Annotated in this window: 17 protein-coding genes and 1 riboswitch; of the genes, 11 read left to right on the plus strand and 6 right to left on the minus strand. The window is 65.0% G+C overall.

Features of this window, described 5'->3' with window-relative positions:
• The first annotated feature begins 11 nt into the window (after positions 1–11).
• From glyA to ribD, 5 genes are all read left to right on the plus strand, one after another.
• The gene (gene glyA, locus ACSDHM_RS01375; RefSeq protein ID WP_057494411.1) at positions 12–1,265 is read left to right on the plus strand and encodes a serine hydroxymethyltransferase; all 1,254 of its coding nucleotides are present in this window, start codon (positions 12–14) and stop codon (positions 1,263–1,265) included.
• A 67-nt stretch (positions 1,266–1,332) separates the two neighbouring features.
• Positions 1,333–1,752, plus strand: a complete 420-nt coding sequence (locus ACSDHM_RS01380; RefSeq protein ID WP_072167831.1) for a hypothetical protein — start codon at positions 1,333–1,335, stop codon at positions 1,750–1,752.
• Between the two features lie 27 nt (positions 1,753–1,779).
• Positions 1,780–2,229, plus strand: a complete 450-nt coding sequence (locus ACSDHM_RS01385; RefSeq protein ID WP_088496290.1) for a hypothetical protein — start codon at positions 1,780–1,782, stop codon at positions 2,227–2,229.
• A 144-nt stretch (positions 2,230–2,373) separates the two neighbouring features.
• The gene (nrdR, locus tag ACSDHM_RS01390) at positions 2,374–2,895 is read left to right on the plus strand and encodes a transcriptional regulator NrdR (RefSeq protein ID WP_005415256.1); all 522 of its coding nucleotides are present in this window, start codon (positions 2,374–2,376) and stop codon (positions 2,893–2,895) included.
• 136 nt (positions 2,896–3,031) lie between these two features.
• Positions 3,032–4,117: a bifunctional diaminohydroxyphosphoribosylaminopyrimidine deaminase/5-amino-6-(5-phosphoribosylamino)uracil reductase RibD gene (gene ribD / locus ACSDHM_RS01395; RefSeq protein WP_072167921.1), complete on the plus strand. Its 1,086-nt coding sequence runs from the start codon at positions 3,032–3,034 to the stop codon at positions 4,115–4,117.
• Positions 4,118–4,152: 35 nt separating this feature from the next.
• On the opposite strand, the gene ACSDHM_RS01400 is transcribed toward ribD, so the two are convergent.
• From ACSDHM_RS01400 to ACSDHM_RS01415, 4 genes are all read right to left on the minus strand, one after another.
• Positions 4,153–4,527 (minus strand): hypothetical protein, encoded by a 375-nt coding sequence (locus tag ACSDHM_RS01400; protein ID WP_072167922.1) that lies wholly within the window; start codon positions 4,525–4,527, stop codon positions 4,153–4,155.
• A gap of 114 nt (positions 4,528–4,641) precedes the next feature.
• Positions 4,642–5,526: a hypothetical protein gene (locus tag ACSDHM_RS01405; RefSeq protein ID WP_111007850.1), complete on the minus strand. Its 885-nt coding sequence runs from the start codon at positions 5,524–5,526 to the stop codon at positions 4,642–4,644.
• A gap of 74 nt (positions 5,527–5,600) precedes the next feature.
• Positions 5,601–8,105, minus strand: a complete 2,505-nt coding sequence (locus ACSDHM_RS01410; protein WP_227838186.1) for an AAA domain-containing protein — start codon at positions 8,103–8,105, stop codon at positions 5,601–5,603.
• A 454-nt stretch (positions 8,106–8,559) separates the two neighbouring features.
• Positions 8,560–9,180, minus strand: a complete 621-nt coding sequence (locus ACSDHM_RS01415) for a hypothetical protein (protein WP_072167834.1) — start codon at positions 9,178–9,180, stop codon at positions 8,560–8,562.
• Positions 9,181–9,418: 238 nt separating this feature from the next.
• Positions 9,419–9,564, plus strand: a riboswitch (FMN riboswitch).
• A 74-nt stretch (positions 9,565–9,638) separates the two neighbouring features.
• On the opposite strand from ACSDHM_RS01415, the gene ACSDHM_RS01420 reads away from it, so the two are divergent.
• The 5 genes from ACSDHM_RS01420 to thiL all read left to right on the plus strand — a co-directional run bounded on the left by ACSDHM_RS01420 (position 9,639) and on the right by thiL (position 13,560).
• Positions 9,639–10,265 carry a riboflavin synthase gene (locus tag ACSDHM_RS01420; RefSeq protein ID WP_065178777.1) on the plus strand — a complete coding sequence of 209 codons (627 nt, stop codon included), beginning with the start codon at positions 9,639–9,641 and terminating at the stop codon, positions 10,263–10,265.
• Complete coding sequence (gene ribB, locus ACSDHM_RS01425; protein ID WP_334271913.1) at positions 10,262–11,362, plus strand: 3,4-dihydroxy-2-butanone-4-phosphate synthase; 1,101 nt, start codon at positions 10,262–10,264, stop codon at positions 11,360–11,362. Before ACSDHM_RS01420 ends, ribB begins: the two co-directional genes overlap by 4 nt.
• A gap of 171 nt (positions 11,363–11,533) precedes the next feature.
• Positions 11,534–12,001, plus strand: coding sequence for a 6,7-dimethyl-8-ribityllumazine synthase (gene ribH, locus ACSDHM_RS01430; protein ID WP_005415267.1), 468 nt, complete (start codon positions 11,534–11,536; stop codon positions 11,999–12,001).
• Positions 11,998–12,477: a transcription antitermination factor NusB gene (gene nusB, locus ACSDHM_RS01435; protein ID WP_072167837.1), complete on the plus strand. Its 480-nt coding sequence runs from the start codon at positions 11,998–12,000 to the stop codon at positions 12,475–12,477. The genes ribH and nusB overlap by 4 nt, the downstream gene beginning before the upstream one ends.
• Positions 12,478–12,597: 120 nt before the next feature.
• Positions 12,598–13,560: a thiamine-phosphate kinase gene (gene thiL / locus ACSDHM_RS01440; RefSeq protein WP_334272054.1), complete on the plus strand. Its 963-nt coding sequence runs from the start codon at positions 12,598–12,600 to the stop codon at positions 13,558–13,560.
• A gap of 192 nt (positions 13,561–13,752) precedes the next feature.
• Here the strand turns inward: thiL and ACSDHM_RS01445 are convergent, their stop codons facing one another.
• Together ACSDHM_RS01445 and ACSDHM_RS01450 are read right to left on the minus strand one after the other, a co-directional pair.
• Positions 13,753–14,124 (minus strand): DUF805 domain-containing protein, encoded by a 372-nt coding sequence (locus ACSDHM_RS01445; protein ID WP_088497844.1) that lies wholly within the window; start codon positions 14,122–14,124, stop codon positions 13,753–13,755.
• Between the two features lie 128 nt (positions 14,125–14,252).
• Positions 14,253–14,663, minus strand: a complete 411-nt coding sequence (locus ACSDHM_RS01450) for a hypothetical protein (RefSeq protein ID WP_439426588.1) — start codon at positions 14,661–14,663, stop codon at positions 14,253–14,255.
• Positions 14,664–15,085: 422 nt separating this feature from the next.
• Here ACSDHM_RS01450 and ACSDHM_RS01455 point away from each other — a divergent pair, with 422 nt between their 5' ends.
• Positions 15,086–17,107, plus strand: coding sequence for an acyltransferase family protein (locus tag ACSDHM_RS01455; protein WP_439426589.1), 2,022 nt, complete (start codon positions 15,086–15,088; stop codon positions 17,105–17,107).
• Positions 17,108–17,161 lie beyond the last annotated feature (54 nt).

Genomic DNA, 17,161 nt, shown 5'->3' on the forward strand with positions numbered 1-17,161 from the left:
TGGAGTACCCGATGTTCCCGCGTGACGTCCGCATCGAAACCTACGATCCCGAACTGGCCAAGGCCATCGCCGCTGAGACCCAGCGCCAGGAAGACCACGTCGAGCTGATCGCCAGCGAGAACTACACCAGCCCGGCCGTAATGGAAGCCCAGGGCAGCCAGCTGACCAACAAGTACGCCGAAGGCTATCCGGGCAAGCGCTACTACGGTGGCTGCGAATACGTGGACATCGCCGAGCAGCTGGCGATCGACCGCCTCAAGCAGCTGTTCGGCGCCGACTACGCCAACGTGCAGCCGCACAGCGGCTCGCAGGCCAACCAGGCCGTGTACTTCGCCCTGCTGCAGCCGGGTGACACCATCCTCGGCATGAGCCTGGCCCACGGCGGCCACCTCACCCACGGTGCCAAGGTCAATGCCTCGGGCAAGCTGTTCAACGCCGTGCAGTACGGCGTCAACGACCAGGGCCTGATCGATTACGACGAGGTCGAGCGCCTGGCCCTGGAGCACAAGCCGAAGATGGTCGTGGCCGGCTTCTCCGCCTACTCGCAGGTGATCGACTGGGCGCGCTTCCGCGCCATCGCCGACAAGGTCGGTGCCTACCTGTTCGTGGACATGGCCCATGTCGCGGGCCTGGTCGCCGCCGGCGTCTACCCGAGCCCGCTGGACCACGCCCACGTCGTCACCTCGACCACCCACAAGACCCTGCGCGGCCCGCGTGGCGGCATCATCATCGCCAAGGGCGCCGACGAAGACCTGGTCAAGAAGCTGCAGTCGATCGTGTTCCCGGGCATCCAGGGCGGTCCGCTGATGCACGTCATCGCCGGCAAGGCCGTGGCCTTCAAGGAAGCGCTGGAACCGGGCTTCAAGGCGTACCAGCAGCAGGTGGTGAAGAACGCCCAGGCGATGGCCAACACGCTGATCGCGCGCGGCTACAAGATCGTTTCCGGCGGCACCCAGAACCACCTGATGCTGGTCGACATGATCGGCAAGGACGTGTCCGGCAAGGATGCGGAAGCGGCGCTGGGCAAGGCTCACATCACCGTCAACAAGAACTCGGTGCCGAACGACCCGCGTTCTCCGTTCGTGACCTCGGGCCTGCGCCTGGGCACCCCGGCCGTGACCACCCGTGGCTACGTCGAGCAGGACTGCGTGGACCTGGCCAACTGGATCGCCGACGTGCTGGACGCGCCGAACGATGATGCCGTCATCGCCCGCGTGCGCGACGCGGTCAGCGCGCAGTGCCGCAAGTACCCGGTCTACGGCTGATCGGCGCAGGGGGTCGGATCCCTTCCCGCAGGGAAGGGCTCTGACCCCGTCACCAGGAATCCCGCGCATGGATGAGCGCCGCCTCAAGTATCTGTACGCCACCCTGGCGGTGGCATTCGGCCTGCCCAGCCTGGTGGTGGGCGGTGCCGCGGCGACGATGCTGCTGCTGACGGGGCTGGGCCAGTTCGGCCATGGCACGCTGGCCGCGGTGACGGTGATGCCGCTGTGGGGCCTCGCCGGCATTGCCGGCTGCCTGGCCTGGTTGTGGCTCAGCGCCGGGTATCTGCTGCAGGGGCGTGCCGGGCTGCAGGTGCATCGCCTCTGGTGGTGGCTGCTGCTGGCCGGCGGTCTTGCCGCCGTACCCCCGCTGGGGCTGGCGCTGTGGTGGAGCATCACCGTCCACGCCGAAGGCATCGCCCTGTTGCTGTTGGGCCCATCGATGCTGGTGCCGGCGGCGATGCTGGTGTGGATCAAGCGCCGCGCATGACGTGGCCCATGGAAGGACATCGAACGCATGGATGAGCGCCTGCACAAACGCGCGATGGCGATTGCCGGCCTGCTGGTAGGCCTGCCCACCGTGGCGGCAGGCGGCACGGGTGCCATGCTGGGGCTGATGGCCGTATGGGACGGCAAGTACCTGACGGGCGACGAGTACACGCTGTTGCTGCTGTGGTCGTCGGCCGGCATCATCGGCCTGCTGTCGTGGTTGTGGCTGAGCGGGCTGTTCCTGTGGCGCGGTGTTGCCGGCCTGCGCCAATCACCGGTTGTGGCCTGGGTCGGCTTGGCGTTGGGTGGCTTGGCCGCGTCGGGCGTGGTCGTCGCCACGCTGTACTCCACGATCAGCAATGGCGAGATCTCGACATTGGGCTTTCTCGGGTTTGGCCCGCCGCTGCTGGTGATGGCCGGGCACCTGGCCTGGCTGCGCTGGGCACGCGTGGCATCGCCGCCGCCCGCACCGGGTTGAGCCGGGCTCCCCAACTCGTCGGACACGCTGGGTGGCCAGAATGCAGGCGCTTCCGCGCAGGCAGCATTTGCTGCGGCGCCCTTTCTCAGGTACCTTTGCGACGCTGCCATGATGGTGGCAATCGCTCCCTGAGCCAGGCGTTCCATGCATTGCCCCTTCTGCCAACATGCCGATACCCGGGTCATCGACTCGCGCGTCTCTGAAGACGGCGCGACGATTCGCCGTCGGCGGGAATGCGAAGCCTGCGGCGAGCGCTTCAGCACCCTGGAAACGGTCGAGCTGAAGCTGCCGGCCATCGTCAAAAGCGATGGCACCCGTGAAGCGTTCGACCAGCGCAAGGTCCGCGCGGGGTTCGACCGCGCGCTGCAGAAGCGTGCGGTTCCCGAAGACAAGATCGAAGCGGCGGTACGTGCGGTGGTGCACCAGCTGCGCATCAGCGGCGAGCGCGAAGTGCCCTCGATCAAGGTAGGCGAGTTCGTCATGAACGAACTGCGCAAGCTCGACCACGTGGGCTATGTGCGCTTCGCTTCGGTCTACCGCAGCTTCGAGGACGTGGCCGATTTCCGCGAGGAGATCGAGAAGCTCGAGCGCGACCTGCCGTCCAGCACCGAACAGCTCCAGCTGCTGGGCGATGTGATCGCCCTGACCAAGAAGAAGAAGGGCTGACCGACACCGCTGTGGTGGCACGGAGGCGCCCATGATCTGGTGGGTGCCAACCTTGGTTGGCACGGAGGTGTCCATCCACGCATGGCGTGGATCTGCCGATGGCGTGCATCCACACCGGCGGCGTTACCATGGCCGCATGACACCTTCGTTCTCCGTCCTCGACCACCTGCACATGGCCAACGCGCTGCGTCTGGCCGAACGTGCCGCTTACACCACCCGCCCCAATCCGATGGTCGGCTGCGTGATCGCCCACGGCGAACGCGTGGTAGGGCAGGGCTGGCACCAGCGCGCAGGCGGCCCGCATGCCGAGGTGTTCGCGCTGCGCGAAGCCGGCAGCGAGGCCCGCGGTGCGACCGCTTACGTCACCCTGGAGCCCTGTGCCCACTACGGGCGCACGCCGCCGTGCGCACTGGCGCTGATTGAAGCGGGCGTGACGCGCGTGGTGGCGGCGATGCGCGATCCGTTCCCGAAGGTTGATGGCGGTGGCTTCGATCTGCTGCGCAATGCGGGTATCGAGGTTGCCGAAGGACTGATGGCGGCGCCGGCGCGCGAGCTCAACAAGGGCTTCCTGTCGCGCGTGGAGCGCAACCGCCCGTGGCTGCGGGTGAAGCTGGCCGCCAGCCTCGATGGCCGCACCGCGATGGCCGACGGCAGCTCCAAGTGGATCACCGGGCCGGCCGCGCGCGAGGACGTGCAGCACTGGCGCGCTCGCGCCGGTGCGATCCTGACTGGCGCCGATACCGTGCTGGCCGACGACCCGATGTTGACCGTGCGCCTGGCCGGTACCGAAGTGATGCCACCACTGCGCGTGGTGCTCGATTCGCGCCTGCGCTCGCTCGAATGCAGCCGTGTGCGCGAGGGCGGTGCGCCGACGCTGTACCTGCACGATGCAGCGGTCAGTGCGCCGGATGCGGCCGACGCCGAATTTGCCAGCGTGCCCTGCGTTGAAGGGCGGCTGGACCTGGGCGCGGTGCTGGCGCTGCTGGCCGAGCGCGGCATCAACGAGGTGCATACCGAAGCCGGCGCGACACTGGCCGGTGCGCTGCTGCGCGCTGGCTGGGTGGACGAACTGCTGTTGTATCAGGCGCCCACGCTGCTGGGCGACAACGGTCGTCCGCTGCTGGCCGGCCTGGGCATCGATGCCATGGACCAGCAGCGTCGCCTGCACGTGGTTGACCAGCGCCAGATCGGCGAGGACATCCGGCTGCTGTTGCGCCCGTGAGGCAATGGCGGGGCACTGGCCCCGTTCCGGCGCTGTCAGGTGCCCTCGTCCTCGTGGGCGGGGCACTGCTCTTTCCATTGCTGCTTCCACAGCACATGCAGGTCACGGCAGTAGGCACCGAGTGCTTCTCCCGTCAGCTGCGTTGACTTCCACCGCAGCCTGCGCCGGCTGATGCCCTGGTCGTACTCGTCCGGCAGTACCGACGGTGCGCACTGATCGTGGTACTGCAGGAACGCGCGGCAATCGTCGTTCTCGCTCAGTTGCGCATCGATGTCGCGGTCGCGCAGCTGGGTCGACTCGAAGGCAACCGAAGGTTGCACGTAGAAGGTCCTGGGTCTGGACGCTTCGGCCTGCCAGCACGCCATTAGCGCGACAAGCAGGACCGTGGTCGAGGTTATGCGGTGCTTCATGCTGTTGCCCTCGTGGAAGAGGGCAACAGCATTGATCACGCAGTGTGCGCAAGACCATGCAACGGTTCTGAAAGTGCCGTTGATCCTGCTGCAGGCAACGGCGCTACGTCGTGCTTATGGGCACTCGTCGGTCCACATCATCTCGGCGATCGGGCGCAGTGCCTTGCACTCCTGCGTCATCTCATCGGCTGACTTGAGCTGTGCCTTGGCCTTCAGTTCCTCGGCCATCGCATCCACGCCGCTGATCTGGTCGGGTGCGACCTTCGCCACGCAGCTGCGGTGCTGCTGCAGCAGCAGGTCGCAGCCGGGTACGCCGGTCACCTTCGGTGCGCTGGCCGCCTGCACGTCCTGCATCCATTCCTCGAACGGTGCCAGCGCCCCGGTCACGCTGCCCACCAGATCATCGAAGTTGCCGCTGTACCAGTAGCCGTTGTCCTTGGCCGGGTACAGGGTGAAGGTGCCGCTGACCGGCACGCGCGCGCCACTCTGCAGCGCCTGGCTGTAAGCGTCGGTGAACTGCTTGCGCGAAGCCGGGCTGGCGTCGGCGGCAAGGCTGGCGGCGAAGAGCGGACGTACCTTGCCCAGGTCGGGCATTTGGCAGCTGAAGGTGATGCGCGCCAGCTTCTGGTCGTCCACGTACTCGTTGTCTTCAATCACGCTCTTGCTGGCGCGGCACTTCGAATCACGCAGGGCCTTGGCATACATCGCCTCGCTGGCGGCCGCGTCGGCCTTGGCGCCGGTGCTGGCAAGCACGACCTGCCACGGTTCGGCCAGCGCCTTGGCCAATGCGCCCGGGTTCGGGGTTACCGCGTCCTGGCCGTCGAAGGCGGGCTTCAGCGCATCGTTGAGGGTGCGGGTCGCGGCGGCGTCGTCTTCCAGCAGGACGCGGGCATACAGATCGAAGGCCTGTTCGGGCGTCAGCGTGGCCGGGGCGGCGCTGGCCAGCAGCGGGGCAGCCAGCAGGGCGCTGGCCAGCAGGGTACGCAGGGGAGTCTTCATGACGGTGTTTCCTGTTCCAGAGGCGCGCAAGCCTAGCGCATCGAGGTAACAAAGTGCGGCCACTGATTTCGGCTCTAGGCTTCCACGTTGTGCTGGCCCCAGCGGCCAATGAATGTATTGATCCGTTCCTCGACGGCGCTTTCGATGGTCTTCAGCCGAAGTATCGGGATGTCTACCTTAGCGAGGATCGAGTCTTTGAGCGCATCCCGTGACTTTTGATCGGGCCTGTCATGGAAGCCGCCGTCGACTTCGATGACACCGATGGGCTTCTTTCCTACCTTGAGGTAGACCACGAAGTCGCAGGTTGAGCGCTTCATGAAGCCACTCTCGCGCTCCGACCACACCGTACTGTCAGGGCTACAGATCTGGTTCAACCGGACTTGCGAGCGTGCCACCATACGTTGATGTGCTGGGGTAGATAGTGCCTGTCGAAGCAATTGGGCTACGATCTGCTCGGAACGGTAGCGTGAGTCGCTTGCGCGAAGCCGTTGATTCAGTCGGTCCAAGGACCGGTCATACTCGCCGTAAAGCAGATCGAACGCCGAGACCACCGGGGCGCGTATCAGGTGGTGTTGATGCGCATAGTAAGTAATATGGCGGATCAGCGCCGCGATGTGACCGTTGCCGTTTGCGAATACATCATCGCCGGTTACCAACGTGAAGCGCCGCTTGGCCCTTGACACGGCAACATTGACCATGCGTGGGTCATCTACGAATGCGAGCCGTTCTGGCTCCTGGTTGTATCGTTTCTTGTCCAGTACTGTGGAAAGAATTATTTCGTCGCACTCCCTGCCTTGAAACTTGTGAATCGTGTCCTTCGCGAAATCTGCGGGGAGCTTAGTTTCCGACAATGAAATCTGTGCACGGTATGGAGCGATGAAGCCCCGGCCTTCGGCATCAATGCCAACTGGATCGCCGTCGCCTTCGATGATTTCTTTAAGAGAATCCAGCTCGCGCAGGTTTGCGTTCTCACGTGCGTGGTTGCCCTTCGCTGTGACCACGAGCCGAAGTGGGGCGTCTCCTGAATCCTCGCCCATGGGAACAAGTGCGCCGTTGTAGAACTGCTGGTTGCAGAACTGGATAATTCTAGGATGGCAGCGGTAGTGTTCTTTCAACAGGGTTCGCGGGAGATCCTTCCCGAATACCGCGATGCAGGAATCCAACAGGCTGAAGCGCTCGCAATCATAGGCGTCGGAAGGTGCCGGTACTCCAATTTTTACCGGTATGTGTGCCAGCTGCCGACTGTCGCCGACTACGACAAGATTTCTCGCGCAGCCCAATGCAAGAATGCCAGGTACGATGTCCTGTAGGGACGCCTCGTCGATGATCATGTAGTCGAGGATCGCGCCAGGCGCGATCGAGTTGACGATCGAATGCGTGCCACTGCATATGATTGGAAAGTGCTGCACGAACGCGTCGAATTTTGTGCGGTAGTCCTGGGCGCCGAAGTTGGCCGAGGGTGGTGCATTTTGGTGAAGATGCTTTTTCAGATGATCCATCGAGGCGGCTCTCAATGAATTTAGTAAGGCATCAAAACTTGCGCTCTCCAGCCGCGCACGACAGGCGCGCAGCTCGGCCTGTTTTTCCAGTATTGCGGTTTCGTAGTAATGCATCTGCAATGAGAGGAAGGCCGACAGGCGATCATCCATTGACGCGAATGGAGCAGTGCGGAATATCCTGAAGCTCAGGATCAGGTCGACTCTATCTCTCAGGCGTATGCGCCGTTCCCCTAGATGGTTCAGGTAGGCCATCAAGTCCGTTGCTCTGCTTGGAGTCAGTTTGTACTTGTCCAGAGCCACGTCTGCCGGTAGTCCGCTGCTCTCCTGCCATTGCTTCAGGTAACGCTGCTCCACGACAAGCTCATCCAGATCGGCCTGCAATCTTGCACTTTCGTTCTTGTCGTGAAGGTGTTGTTTCACACGCTCCAGCAAGGCGTGGACTTCCCGAAGGGGCAGGGAGTTGGGCGGTTCCGATGTGGGCCTCGCGGGGAGTGCGTTGAAGAAGTCTTTCCTGTTGTCCCGATTGCCAAGTTTCGCAACCAGATGGCCGAGTCCGCTCTTCTCCAGCTTGGTATAGACGTTTTCTACGGCTGAGTTCGTGTTGGAGACCACTGCGGCATTCTGGCCTCGTAGCAGTAAGTTGGCCAGAATGTTGAGAATGGTCTGGGTCTTTCCGGTTCCTGGCGGGCCTTCAATCACGCTTATCTGAGCACGAAACGCATTCTCAACCGCTGCGAGCTGGCTTTCGTTCACTCCGAAGGGATAGATCAGGCCTTGATCAACGCGCTGAACGCTGTTGCGTGCCGTGCAGTATGCGTGTAATGCCGTTTCAGGGCTGCTGGAAAGCGCCTCCAGCTGCCGCACGATGTTTGCATCAATTCCGGCCTTGGATTCGGAGCGCTCCCGGCGCCTATTGGCGACTGCAGAGAAGTAGCGGAAGACTGCTTCTTCCTTCAATGACGTCGGTGTTGCGAGTACAAGTCCATCCATCTTGTAAACATAGGGTTTTTCTCGACCCGGATAGTGCACGACAGCGTAGCTCTCACCATAGATGACGGCCTTGGCGATGGACTTGACCATCGTGCTTCTCTTCTTCCTCAACAGCGTCTGGCCCAGAGTTCTGCTGGGAGATATCACGCAATCGTTGAGCGGATACGAGGCCGTCTTCCTTCCGTGGTAGGTGCACTTCAGCTGCAGTCCGTGCTGGCTGTCGTGCCGGATCGACCACTGCTGGATGTCTGCGGTCCTGTCCACGCCGTGTATATGGATAGAGGCCATACGTTCCTTGAATGCCTTGCGAACGACTGCGGATCGACCTTTTGTCGATAGCTCCATGTCGCTTTGTTTCGCGCCTGTCATTCATGGTGCCACGTTTTTCGCCAGAACTTTGCTCCAGGATTGGCACGCTGTTTCGATTGTCTTCTCAGAAGAGATGGTACTTGTGGTGGATTTTTGCGCGGCGGTTGTGTGTGGGCAAAAAAAACGGGCCCCTTGCGGGGCCCGTTCGATCGCACGACGAGGAGCGACCGTTGGATCAGAAGCTGGCGCGGACGCCGGCCGAGTACTGGGTGACGTCGCGGTAGCCGGAGATCTCGCCCACCAGGCCCCAGGTCTTGGTGAAGTTGATCTGGCCGCCAACAGTGCCGACCCAGGTGCCCTTGTAGTTGTTGCCGCCATCCATGTAGCCGGCCTTGACCCAGGCTTCGGTCATGCGCGACGGCTTGCCGCGGATGCCCATGGTGACGCGGCCCAGATTGGTGTGGTCCTTGCCGTGGTAACGCACACCGTCATAACGCAGGGTCGATTCGGCGTTCTGGCGCACCCAGGCGGCATCGGCGGTGAAGTCCAGGCGGTCGGTCCACGGCATGTGGTAGCCGATACCCAGCTCCGGCTGGTTCAGTTCCAGCTTCAGCGAATCTTCGCCGTAGTGGCGGGTCTTGCTGGTGCGCGACCAGCCACCGAACACGTAGACCTGCTCGGCCAGCGCGACCGAACCGCGCAGGTAGCCACCGTCGACCTTCGGGTCGTCCAGCAGGTTGTCGTCAACCTGGACCTGGGTCCAGCCGCCTTCAACGTAGGTGTAGCTCAGGGCCTCGGCCGAAGCCGAGAACGGGGCGGCGGCCAGCAGGGCGGCCACGATCAGGATCTTGCGCATGGAAATTCCTGTGAGTTTCAGTCCATTGGCGGGCCTGCCCTCGCGGCTGCCCGTGGCGACCTCATGTCGTCCGCTGCGGATTTTAATGAAAGTTTTACAAAATGCGAGAGACGGCCGTCACAGGCTGGCCAGACGTGGTCGGGGTCAGAGCCCTTTCCTGCGGAAAGGGATCCGACCCCGGGAATCCCACCCGTTCAGGCCGGGCTGGTACACTGACCAGACCGGTTCGCCGGTACACAAACGTCTTCAGGGCGGGGTGCAATTCCCCACCGGCGGTAGGTGCGCAAGCACGAGCCCGCGAGCGCCCCGGCCCACGGCCGGGGGTCAGCAGATCCGGTCCAATGCCGGAGCCGACGGTCATAGTCCGGATGAAAGAAGACGGTGCCACAGGGCTCTTGCCCTGCGTGCACCTGTTTGCCTTGCGGCGTTTTTCGCTCACTTTTCGCGGAGAACGTTACTTGTTTACTGGAATCATCGAAGGCGTCGGCCGTCTGGCCGCACGTGAATCCATCGGCGGCGATGTCCGCTTCACCTTCAATGTCGGGAATCTGCCGTTCGACAACGTGCAGATGGGCGAGAGCATTGCCATCAACGGCGTCTGCCTCACTGTCATCGCATTCGACGCCCGCAGCTTCCAGGCTGATGCGTCCACCGAGACTCTGGGCCTGACCACGCTGGGCCAGCTGGGCGAGGGTGCGGTCATCAACCTGGAGCGCGCCATGCGCCCGACCGACCGCCTCGGCGGCCATCTGGTCAGCGGCCACGTCGACGGCCTCGGCCAGGTGTTGTCCATCCACGAAGATGCACGTGCCCAGCGCTGGCGCTTCGCCGCGCCGGCCTCGCTGCGCCGCTACATCGCCAGGAAGGGTTCGATCTGCGTGGACGGCGTCAGCCTCACCGTCAACGAAGTGGACGATGAAGGCTTTGAAGTCGCCCTCATTCCGCACACCGTGGCCAACACCGCCTTCTCCGCCACCGGCGTGGGCAGTGCAGTCAATCTGGAAATCGATCTGGTCGCCCGTTATGTGGAGCGCCTGATCAGTGTGCCGACCAACGGTCAGCACCCACACGGAGATGCCGCATGAATTTCGCCCCGATTCCGGAAATCCTGGAAGACATCCGCCAGGGCCGCATGGTGGTCATCGTCGATGACGAAGACCGCGAGAACGAAGGCGACCTGATCATGGCCGCCGAACTGGTCAAGCCGTCGGACATCAACTTCATGGTCACCCACGGCCGTGGCCTGGTGTGCCTGCCGCTGACCCGCACCCGCGCCGCCGACCTCGGCCTGGCGCCGATGGTGCAGGCCAATACCGCGCAGTTCCAGACCAACTTCACGGTCAGCATCGAGGCCGCCGAGGGCGTTACCACCGGCATCTCGGCCCACGACCGCGCCCACACCATCCGCACCGCGGTGAAGCCCAACGCCAAGCCGTCGGACCTGCACCAGCCGGGCCACATCTTCCCGCTGATCGCCCAGCCGGGCGGCGTGCTGACCCGCGCCGGCCATACCGAAGCCGGCGTCGACCTGGCCATGCTGGCCGGGCTGGAACCGGCCGGCGTGCTGGTGGAAATCCTGAACCCGGATGGCAGCATGGCGCGCCGCCCGGAGCTGGAAGTGTTCGCGCGCGAGCACGGCCTGAAGATGGGCTCCATCGCCGACCTGATCGCATACCGCCTGGCCACCGAAAAGACCGTCGAGCGCGTGGACGAGCGCGACATCGACACCGAATTCGGCCCGTTCAAGCTGGTGACCTACCGCGACCGCATCGCCCACGACCTGCATTTCGCGCTGGTCCGGGGTACCCCGGATGCGCAGACCCCGACTTTGGTGCGCGTGCAGGTGGAAAACCCGCTGGCCGATCTGCTGCACTGGCGCCGTGACGACTTCGGCGTGGCCGCCACCGACGCCCTGCGGGCAATCGATGCCGAGGGCGCTGGCGTGATGGTGGTGCTGTCGGCCCCGCGCGATGGCGAAGCCCTGCTGGCCCGCCTGCGCCAGCAGCCGGCGCCGGTGGTGCCGGGCAAGGACAAGGACGTGGGCCAGTGGCGCCGCAACGGTGCCGGCGCACAGATCCTGTCCGACCTGGGCCTAAGCAAGCTGCGGGTGCTGGGTACCCCGCGCCGCCAGATCGGCCTGGCCGGTTACGGCCTGGAAGTGGTGGAGACGGTGACCCTGTAATGAGTAGTGCCGGCCGCTGGTCGGCAACCGCATCCCCGGGATTGCCGGCCAGCGGCCGGCACTACCGGTGGGGGCCGACCGTTGGTCGGCACACCCTGCAGGCCCCCGCCAGTCACGGCCGGGGCCCATCCACGCTAGAATTACCCCCTTATCGAGTCCCCCAAGCCGCATATGAGCCACTACGAAGGCGATCTTCGCACTCCCGAGTCGGCGCGCTTCGCCATCCTGGCCAGCCGCTGGAACGCCCGCATCACCGACGCGCTGGTCGCAGGCGCCCGCCTGAGTCTGGCCGGCAACGGCATCACCGAAGCCAACATCGACGTGATCCGCGTGCCGGGTGCCTGGGAACTGCCGCTGGTGGCTGCACGCCTGGCCGCCGCGCATGAACACGCCGCCATCCTCACCCTGGGCTGCGTGATCCGTGGCGACACCCGCCACTACGAACACGTGGCCGACCGCTGTGCCGAAGGCCTGATGCGCGTGCAGCTGGATTTCGGCGTGCCGGTGCTGAACGGCGTGCTGGCGGTGGAACGCGTTGAAGACGCCGAGGCCCGCGCAGGCGGCAGCCACGGCAACAAGGGCGAGGAAGTCGCACTCGCCGCATTGGAAATGGTCAATCTTCTGGAGCAGCTGCCATGAACAAGAACACCCAGGGCAAGCCCTCCGGTAAACCCATCCGCCGCGATGGCGTCGATCCGGTGCTGCGCTCGCGCGCCCGTCGTCGTGCCGTGCAGGCCATCTACGCCTGGCAGATCTCCGGCGGCAACGCGCAGTCGCTGATTGCCCAGTTCGCCCACGAGCAGGCCCGCGAAATCGCCGACCTGGCGTACTTCGAAGCGCTGGTGCATGGCGTGCTCGACAACCGTCGCGACATCGACGAAGCGCTCGGCCCGTACCTGGACCGTGGCATCGAGGAAGTGGACGCGATCGAACGCGCGGTGCTGCGCTTGGCCGCCTACGAGCTTCGCTACCGCCTGGACGTGCCGTACCGCGTGGTGATCAACGAGGCCATCGAATCGGCCAAGCGCTTCGGTTCCGAACATGGCCATACCTACGTCAACGGCGTGCTGGATCGTGCCGCCGTGGAATGGCGCAAGGTCGAATCGGGTCACTGACCCACCTGTGGTAGTGCCGGCCGCTGGCCGGCAGCTGCAGGGATCCTGAGGTTGCCGGCCAGCGGCCGGCACTACCGCCCACCGCGCCCTGCGCGGCACGTACAACAGCGGGAACGCCCCATGTCCCTGGCCGAATTCGCCCTCATCGACCGCATCCGCGCCCGCACCCTCGAGCGCGACGACATCCTGCTCGGCATCGGTGACGACGCCGCGCTGCTGCAGCCGCGTGCCAACGAGCAACTGGTGGTCACCGCCGATACGCTCAATAGCGGCGTGCACTTCCCGGTGGAAACCCCGGCCTTCGACATCGGCTGGAAGACCCTGGCGGTCAATCTGTCAGACCTCGCCGCGATGGGCGCGCGCCCGGCGTGGTGCACGCTGGCCCTGTCATTGCCGGAAGCGTCTGAAGACTGGATCGAGGCTTTTGCCGATGGCTTCTTCGCCCTGGCCGACCAGCACGACATCGCGCTGATCGGTGGTGACACCACGCGCGGCCCGCTCTCGCTGTCGGTCACCGCGATGGGCCAGGTCGGGCGCGGCCAGGCCCTGCGGCGCGACCGCGCGCAGCTGGGTGATGACATCTGGGTGAGCGGCACGCTGGGCGACGCCGCCGGCGCGCTGCGCCTGTGGCAGCAGGGTGCACTGAGCATCGCCACCGCCACGTTGCTGGCCGACTACGAAAGCCTGCGCCTGCGCCTGCTGCGGCCGACGCCGCGCGTCACCCTCGGCCTGCGCCTGCGGGCCTTCGCGCACGCGGCGGTGGATGTATCCGACGGCCTGCTGGCCGACCTCGGTCATATCGCCACGCGCAGCAACGTGGCCGCACATGTCGATGCCGATTCGCTGCCGATCTCGCACGCACTGCGTGAACTGCTCGGCCGCGACGGTGCGCGTGACTGCGCATTGCGCGGTGGCGATGACTACGAGCTGTGTTTCACCGCCGCCGCCGACCAGCGCGACGCACTGCACTACCTGGCCGAATCGCTGGACGTGCCGCTCACCCGCATCGGTCGTATCGCTGAAGGGCAGGGGGTGCACGTGGACGGCGAAGCCGCCGACGGCGGTTACCAGCACTTCGCGTAGCAGCAGCGGTACTGCCCTGCTGGGTCAACCTTCGGGGAGGGGGCAGATCCCTTTGCGCCGCAAAGGGATCTGACCCCAAGTGAAGCACATCGATGTTGCTCTGGTAGGTGCCAAACTTGGTTGGCACAGAGGTGTCAGCCGCCGGTGGCAACGCCGTGCCGACCAAGGTCGACACCTACCAACGCGGGCTGGTTACACGTGCGGAACCGGCGCACCGAAGCGGTTGCCACCCGGCGTGCCGGGCAGCAGCAGGAACACCAGCAGCACCAGGCTGACGAACGGCACGAACCCCAGCAACAACCACCAGCCCGAACGATCGGTATCGTGCAGGCGGCGGATGGTGGCCGCGATGGACGGCAACACGAATGCCAGCCACATCACTACGCCCAGGCCGGTGACGACCAGCGCCGGGCCCTGCGAACCGCTGTAGCCGGCATAGAAGCTCAGCAGATACAGCGGGATCGAAATGATCATGATGAACAACTGGAACCACCAGAATTCGCTGCGGCTTGCGCGGCCAGTGAACTGCGCATAGCGGGTGAGCGGAACCATCATCTTGTGCATCGAAACACTCCCTGAAAAGAAGTGCGCACCATTGGTGCTCCTGTGATGACGAGCCATCGGAATCGTTGCAATTGCGCGCAGCGTGCAACTGAACTGAGCGCTCACCCGCACTTCTCTTCGTCGGATGCTCACGCCGCCCGCAGCTGCACATCCACGTACTCGGCCAGCCCACGGCAGGCCAGCAGCAGCCCTTCGCGCGCGCCATCGCCCATCTGCTGGTCGATATCCCCATCCACGCGTACGCGTTCGGTGGCGTGCAGCAGTTCCAGCAGGAAACTCAGCCCCGCATTGGCGCGGTCGATGCGCGCCAGGGCCAGGCGTTGCCCGGGCGTGCGGTTGTTGCCGGGCCATGGTTGGCCATCGGCGGCGTCGCCCTGGCGGATGTGCTGCAGGCAGGCCTGCAGGGTAATGGCCCCGGCACTGTTACCGCTCTGCAGCGCGACGAAGGTGTCTTCCAGCGTGCGGGCCAGGTCATCGGGCAGGCGCGTGGCGGCCTCGCCCAGGGTGGCGAACAGGTGCGGGTAGGGGGAATCGGTCATGGCGGCGTCCTTGTGCAAGCGGCAAGGGGCCACCCTGCTTAACAGCGAGGGTGGCGGACGGTGCGTGGTTCCAATACCGGAGGTCGATGTAGAAGCGCCGGCGGGCACGAGGCCCCCACGCACCGCCCGCCATGTAAGCGCGGACAGAATGCCTGCCGACGCCACCCAACAAGGAAAGAGCGGCGCCGGCAGGCAAGCGTAACCAACACATCAACCTAACGGGATTGGAAGCCCGTGCCACCCGTTGTCGGTGGCGCTAGATGATTTGCATGCAGTGCCACGTATGCCAATGAGAAAGATTGGAAATTCGAAAACGTTGCAGACGTGCGGCGCGCCGTCAGTGTGGTGATTACGACATTCCCGCAGGGGCGAACTGGGACCGGAGCTGAACCATGTCCCGCCCTGTCGCGATCGTCCATTGAATGACTGCGCAAACGGTGGCGATGCTGCCGGATCGCTCGCTGCCGGTCACCCGCATGTCTGCTCCCGAACGTTCCCACAACGTTGCCATCGATGGCCTGCGTGCATTGGCGGTGCTGGCCGTCATCCTGTTTCACAACAACGCAGCCTGGTTACCGGGTGGCTTCACCGGGGTGGACCTGTTCTTCGTGGTGTCCGGCTTCGTGATCAGCCAGTCGCTGGCCTCGCGCACGCCTGCGTCACTGAGCGCGATGCTGCTCGACTTCTACCGGCGCCGCGTGCTGCGCCTGTTGCCGGCGCTGCTGGTCATGCTGGTGGCCACCTTCATACTGTCTGCGCTGTTCATTCCCCGTGCGTGGCGCAATGAACAGTTCGACCAGACCGGCTGGGCCGCGCTGGTCGGCTTCAGCAACATCGTGCTGGCTGGCCAGCAGGACGATTACTTCTCACCCGGCGCGGAACTGAACCCGTTCCTGCACACGTGGACGCTGGGGGTGGAGGAGCAGTTCTACCTGGTCTTCCCGCTGCTGTTCTTCGTCTGGCTGCGCGGGCGTGAGCGCTGGCCGTGGTCGCGTTGGCTGTTGCCGGGGCTCACCGTGCTGTCGCTGGCGTGGGCGGGCTGGCAGGCGCAGACGGCACCAGCGGCAGCGTTCTATCTGCTGCCGGCGCGGTTCTGGGAGCTGGCTGCGGGCGCGCTGCTGTACCAGTGGATGCGTACTCGTACGCCGGGCCAGAACGGTGGTGCGGTTGCAGCGGCCGGCCTGACGCTGCTGGCCGCAGGCGTGGTGATCGCCCCGCAGCTGGCGATGCCGGTGCCGGGTGTGCTGGCCACCGTGGCCGGTACCCTGCTGCTGTTGGCAAGCGTGTCGGCGCCGGGGACATCGCGCCTCGCCCGCGCGCTGGGCTGCGCACCGCTGGCCTACCTGGGCCGGTTGTCCTATTCGCTGTACCTGTGGCATTGGCCGCTGCTGGTGCTGCTGCGCTGGACCTACGGCCTGCACGGTGCCGCGCTGTGGCTGTACCCGGTGTTGCTGCTGGCGGTATCAGCTGCGTCGTATCACTTCATCGAGCGTCCGCTGCGCAGTGCGGCGCCGCTGCTGCGCCTGGCACCGGCCAAGGTGCTGGCGATGGCGTTGCCGGTGGTGGCGCTGTGTGGTGCGGGTGCCTGGGCCACCGTGGAGTACCACGAGCAGGTCTCGCTGAGCGTTACCCGTGACGGCTATGCATGGCAGGCGCGTCGCTACCCCGCGTGGCGCCCATTAGAGCCGGTGAGTGCGCCGGCGCTTGAAGGACGGCGCCTGTTCGTGTCCGGCGATTCGCACGCGGCGGCGTATCGCACCATGACCAGCATGGTCGCGCGCCAGACCGGCATGGAGGTGCGCCAGCAGGATCGCGGCGGCTGCAGCTTCGTCAATCTGCTGCGGGCCAGTCCAGCCGATTGCCAGGACTTCATTGAGCACACGCTGTCGACCATCGAGCGCGAGGCACGCCCGGGTGACATCGTGCTGCTGGCGGCCTTGCGCATGCCGGAGCTGCGCGGATTCGACTGGCGGCGGCAGGATGCACAGGAAATCTATCGTCAACTGCTGGCCGAGCGCACGCCCGCGCATGCACAAGCTGCACGCGATGAAGCCGATCGAGTGCTGGGGCGTTTGCAGAAGCTGGGTGTGCACGTGGTTGTGGATGCGCCGCTGCCGTTGTTCAAGGCCGGTGCGTACCGCTGTTCGGACTGGTTCAACCGCCGCAACCCGGCCTGTGCCGGTGGCCTGAGCATGCCGCGCGCCGACCTGGAAAGGCTGCGCGCGCCGCAGATGGCGTTGCTGTCCGAACTGGCGGTGCGCTATCCATCGCTGACGGTGTGGGATCCGCTGCCGCTGCTGTGCGGGCCAACGACCTGTTCGGCGGTGAAAGACGGGGAGCCGCTGTTCTTCGACAACGATCACCTGAGCGGGCATGGCAACCGCGTGCTGTTGCCCAGCTTCCGGCAGACCCTGATCGATATTGCAGGCGACACGCCGGTGTAGAGCCGAGCCCACGCTCGGCTTGCGCGCGGTGCGGGCTTCATCGCGATGTGGCCG

The organism is Stenotrophomonas sp. T8 (assembly GCF_051853085.1).
GTDB classification, from domain to species: domain Bacteria; phylum Pseudomonadota; class Gammaproteobacteria; order Xanthomonadales; family Xanthomonadaceae; genus Stenotrophomonas; species Stenotrophomonas sepilia.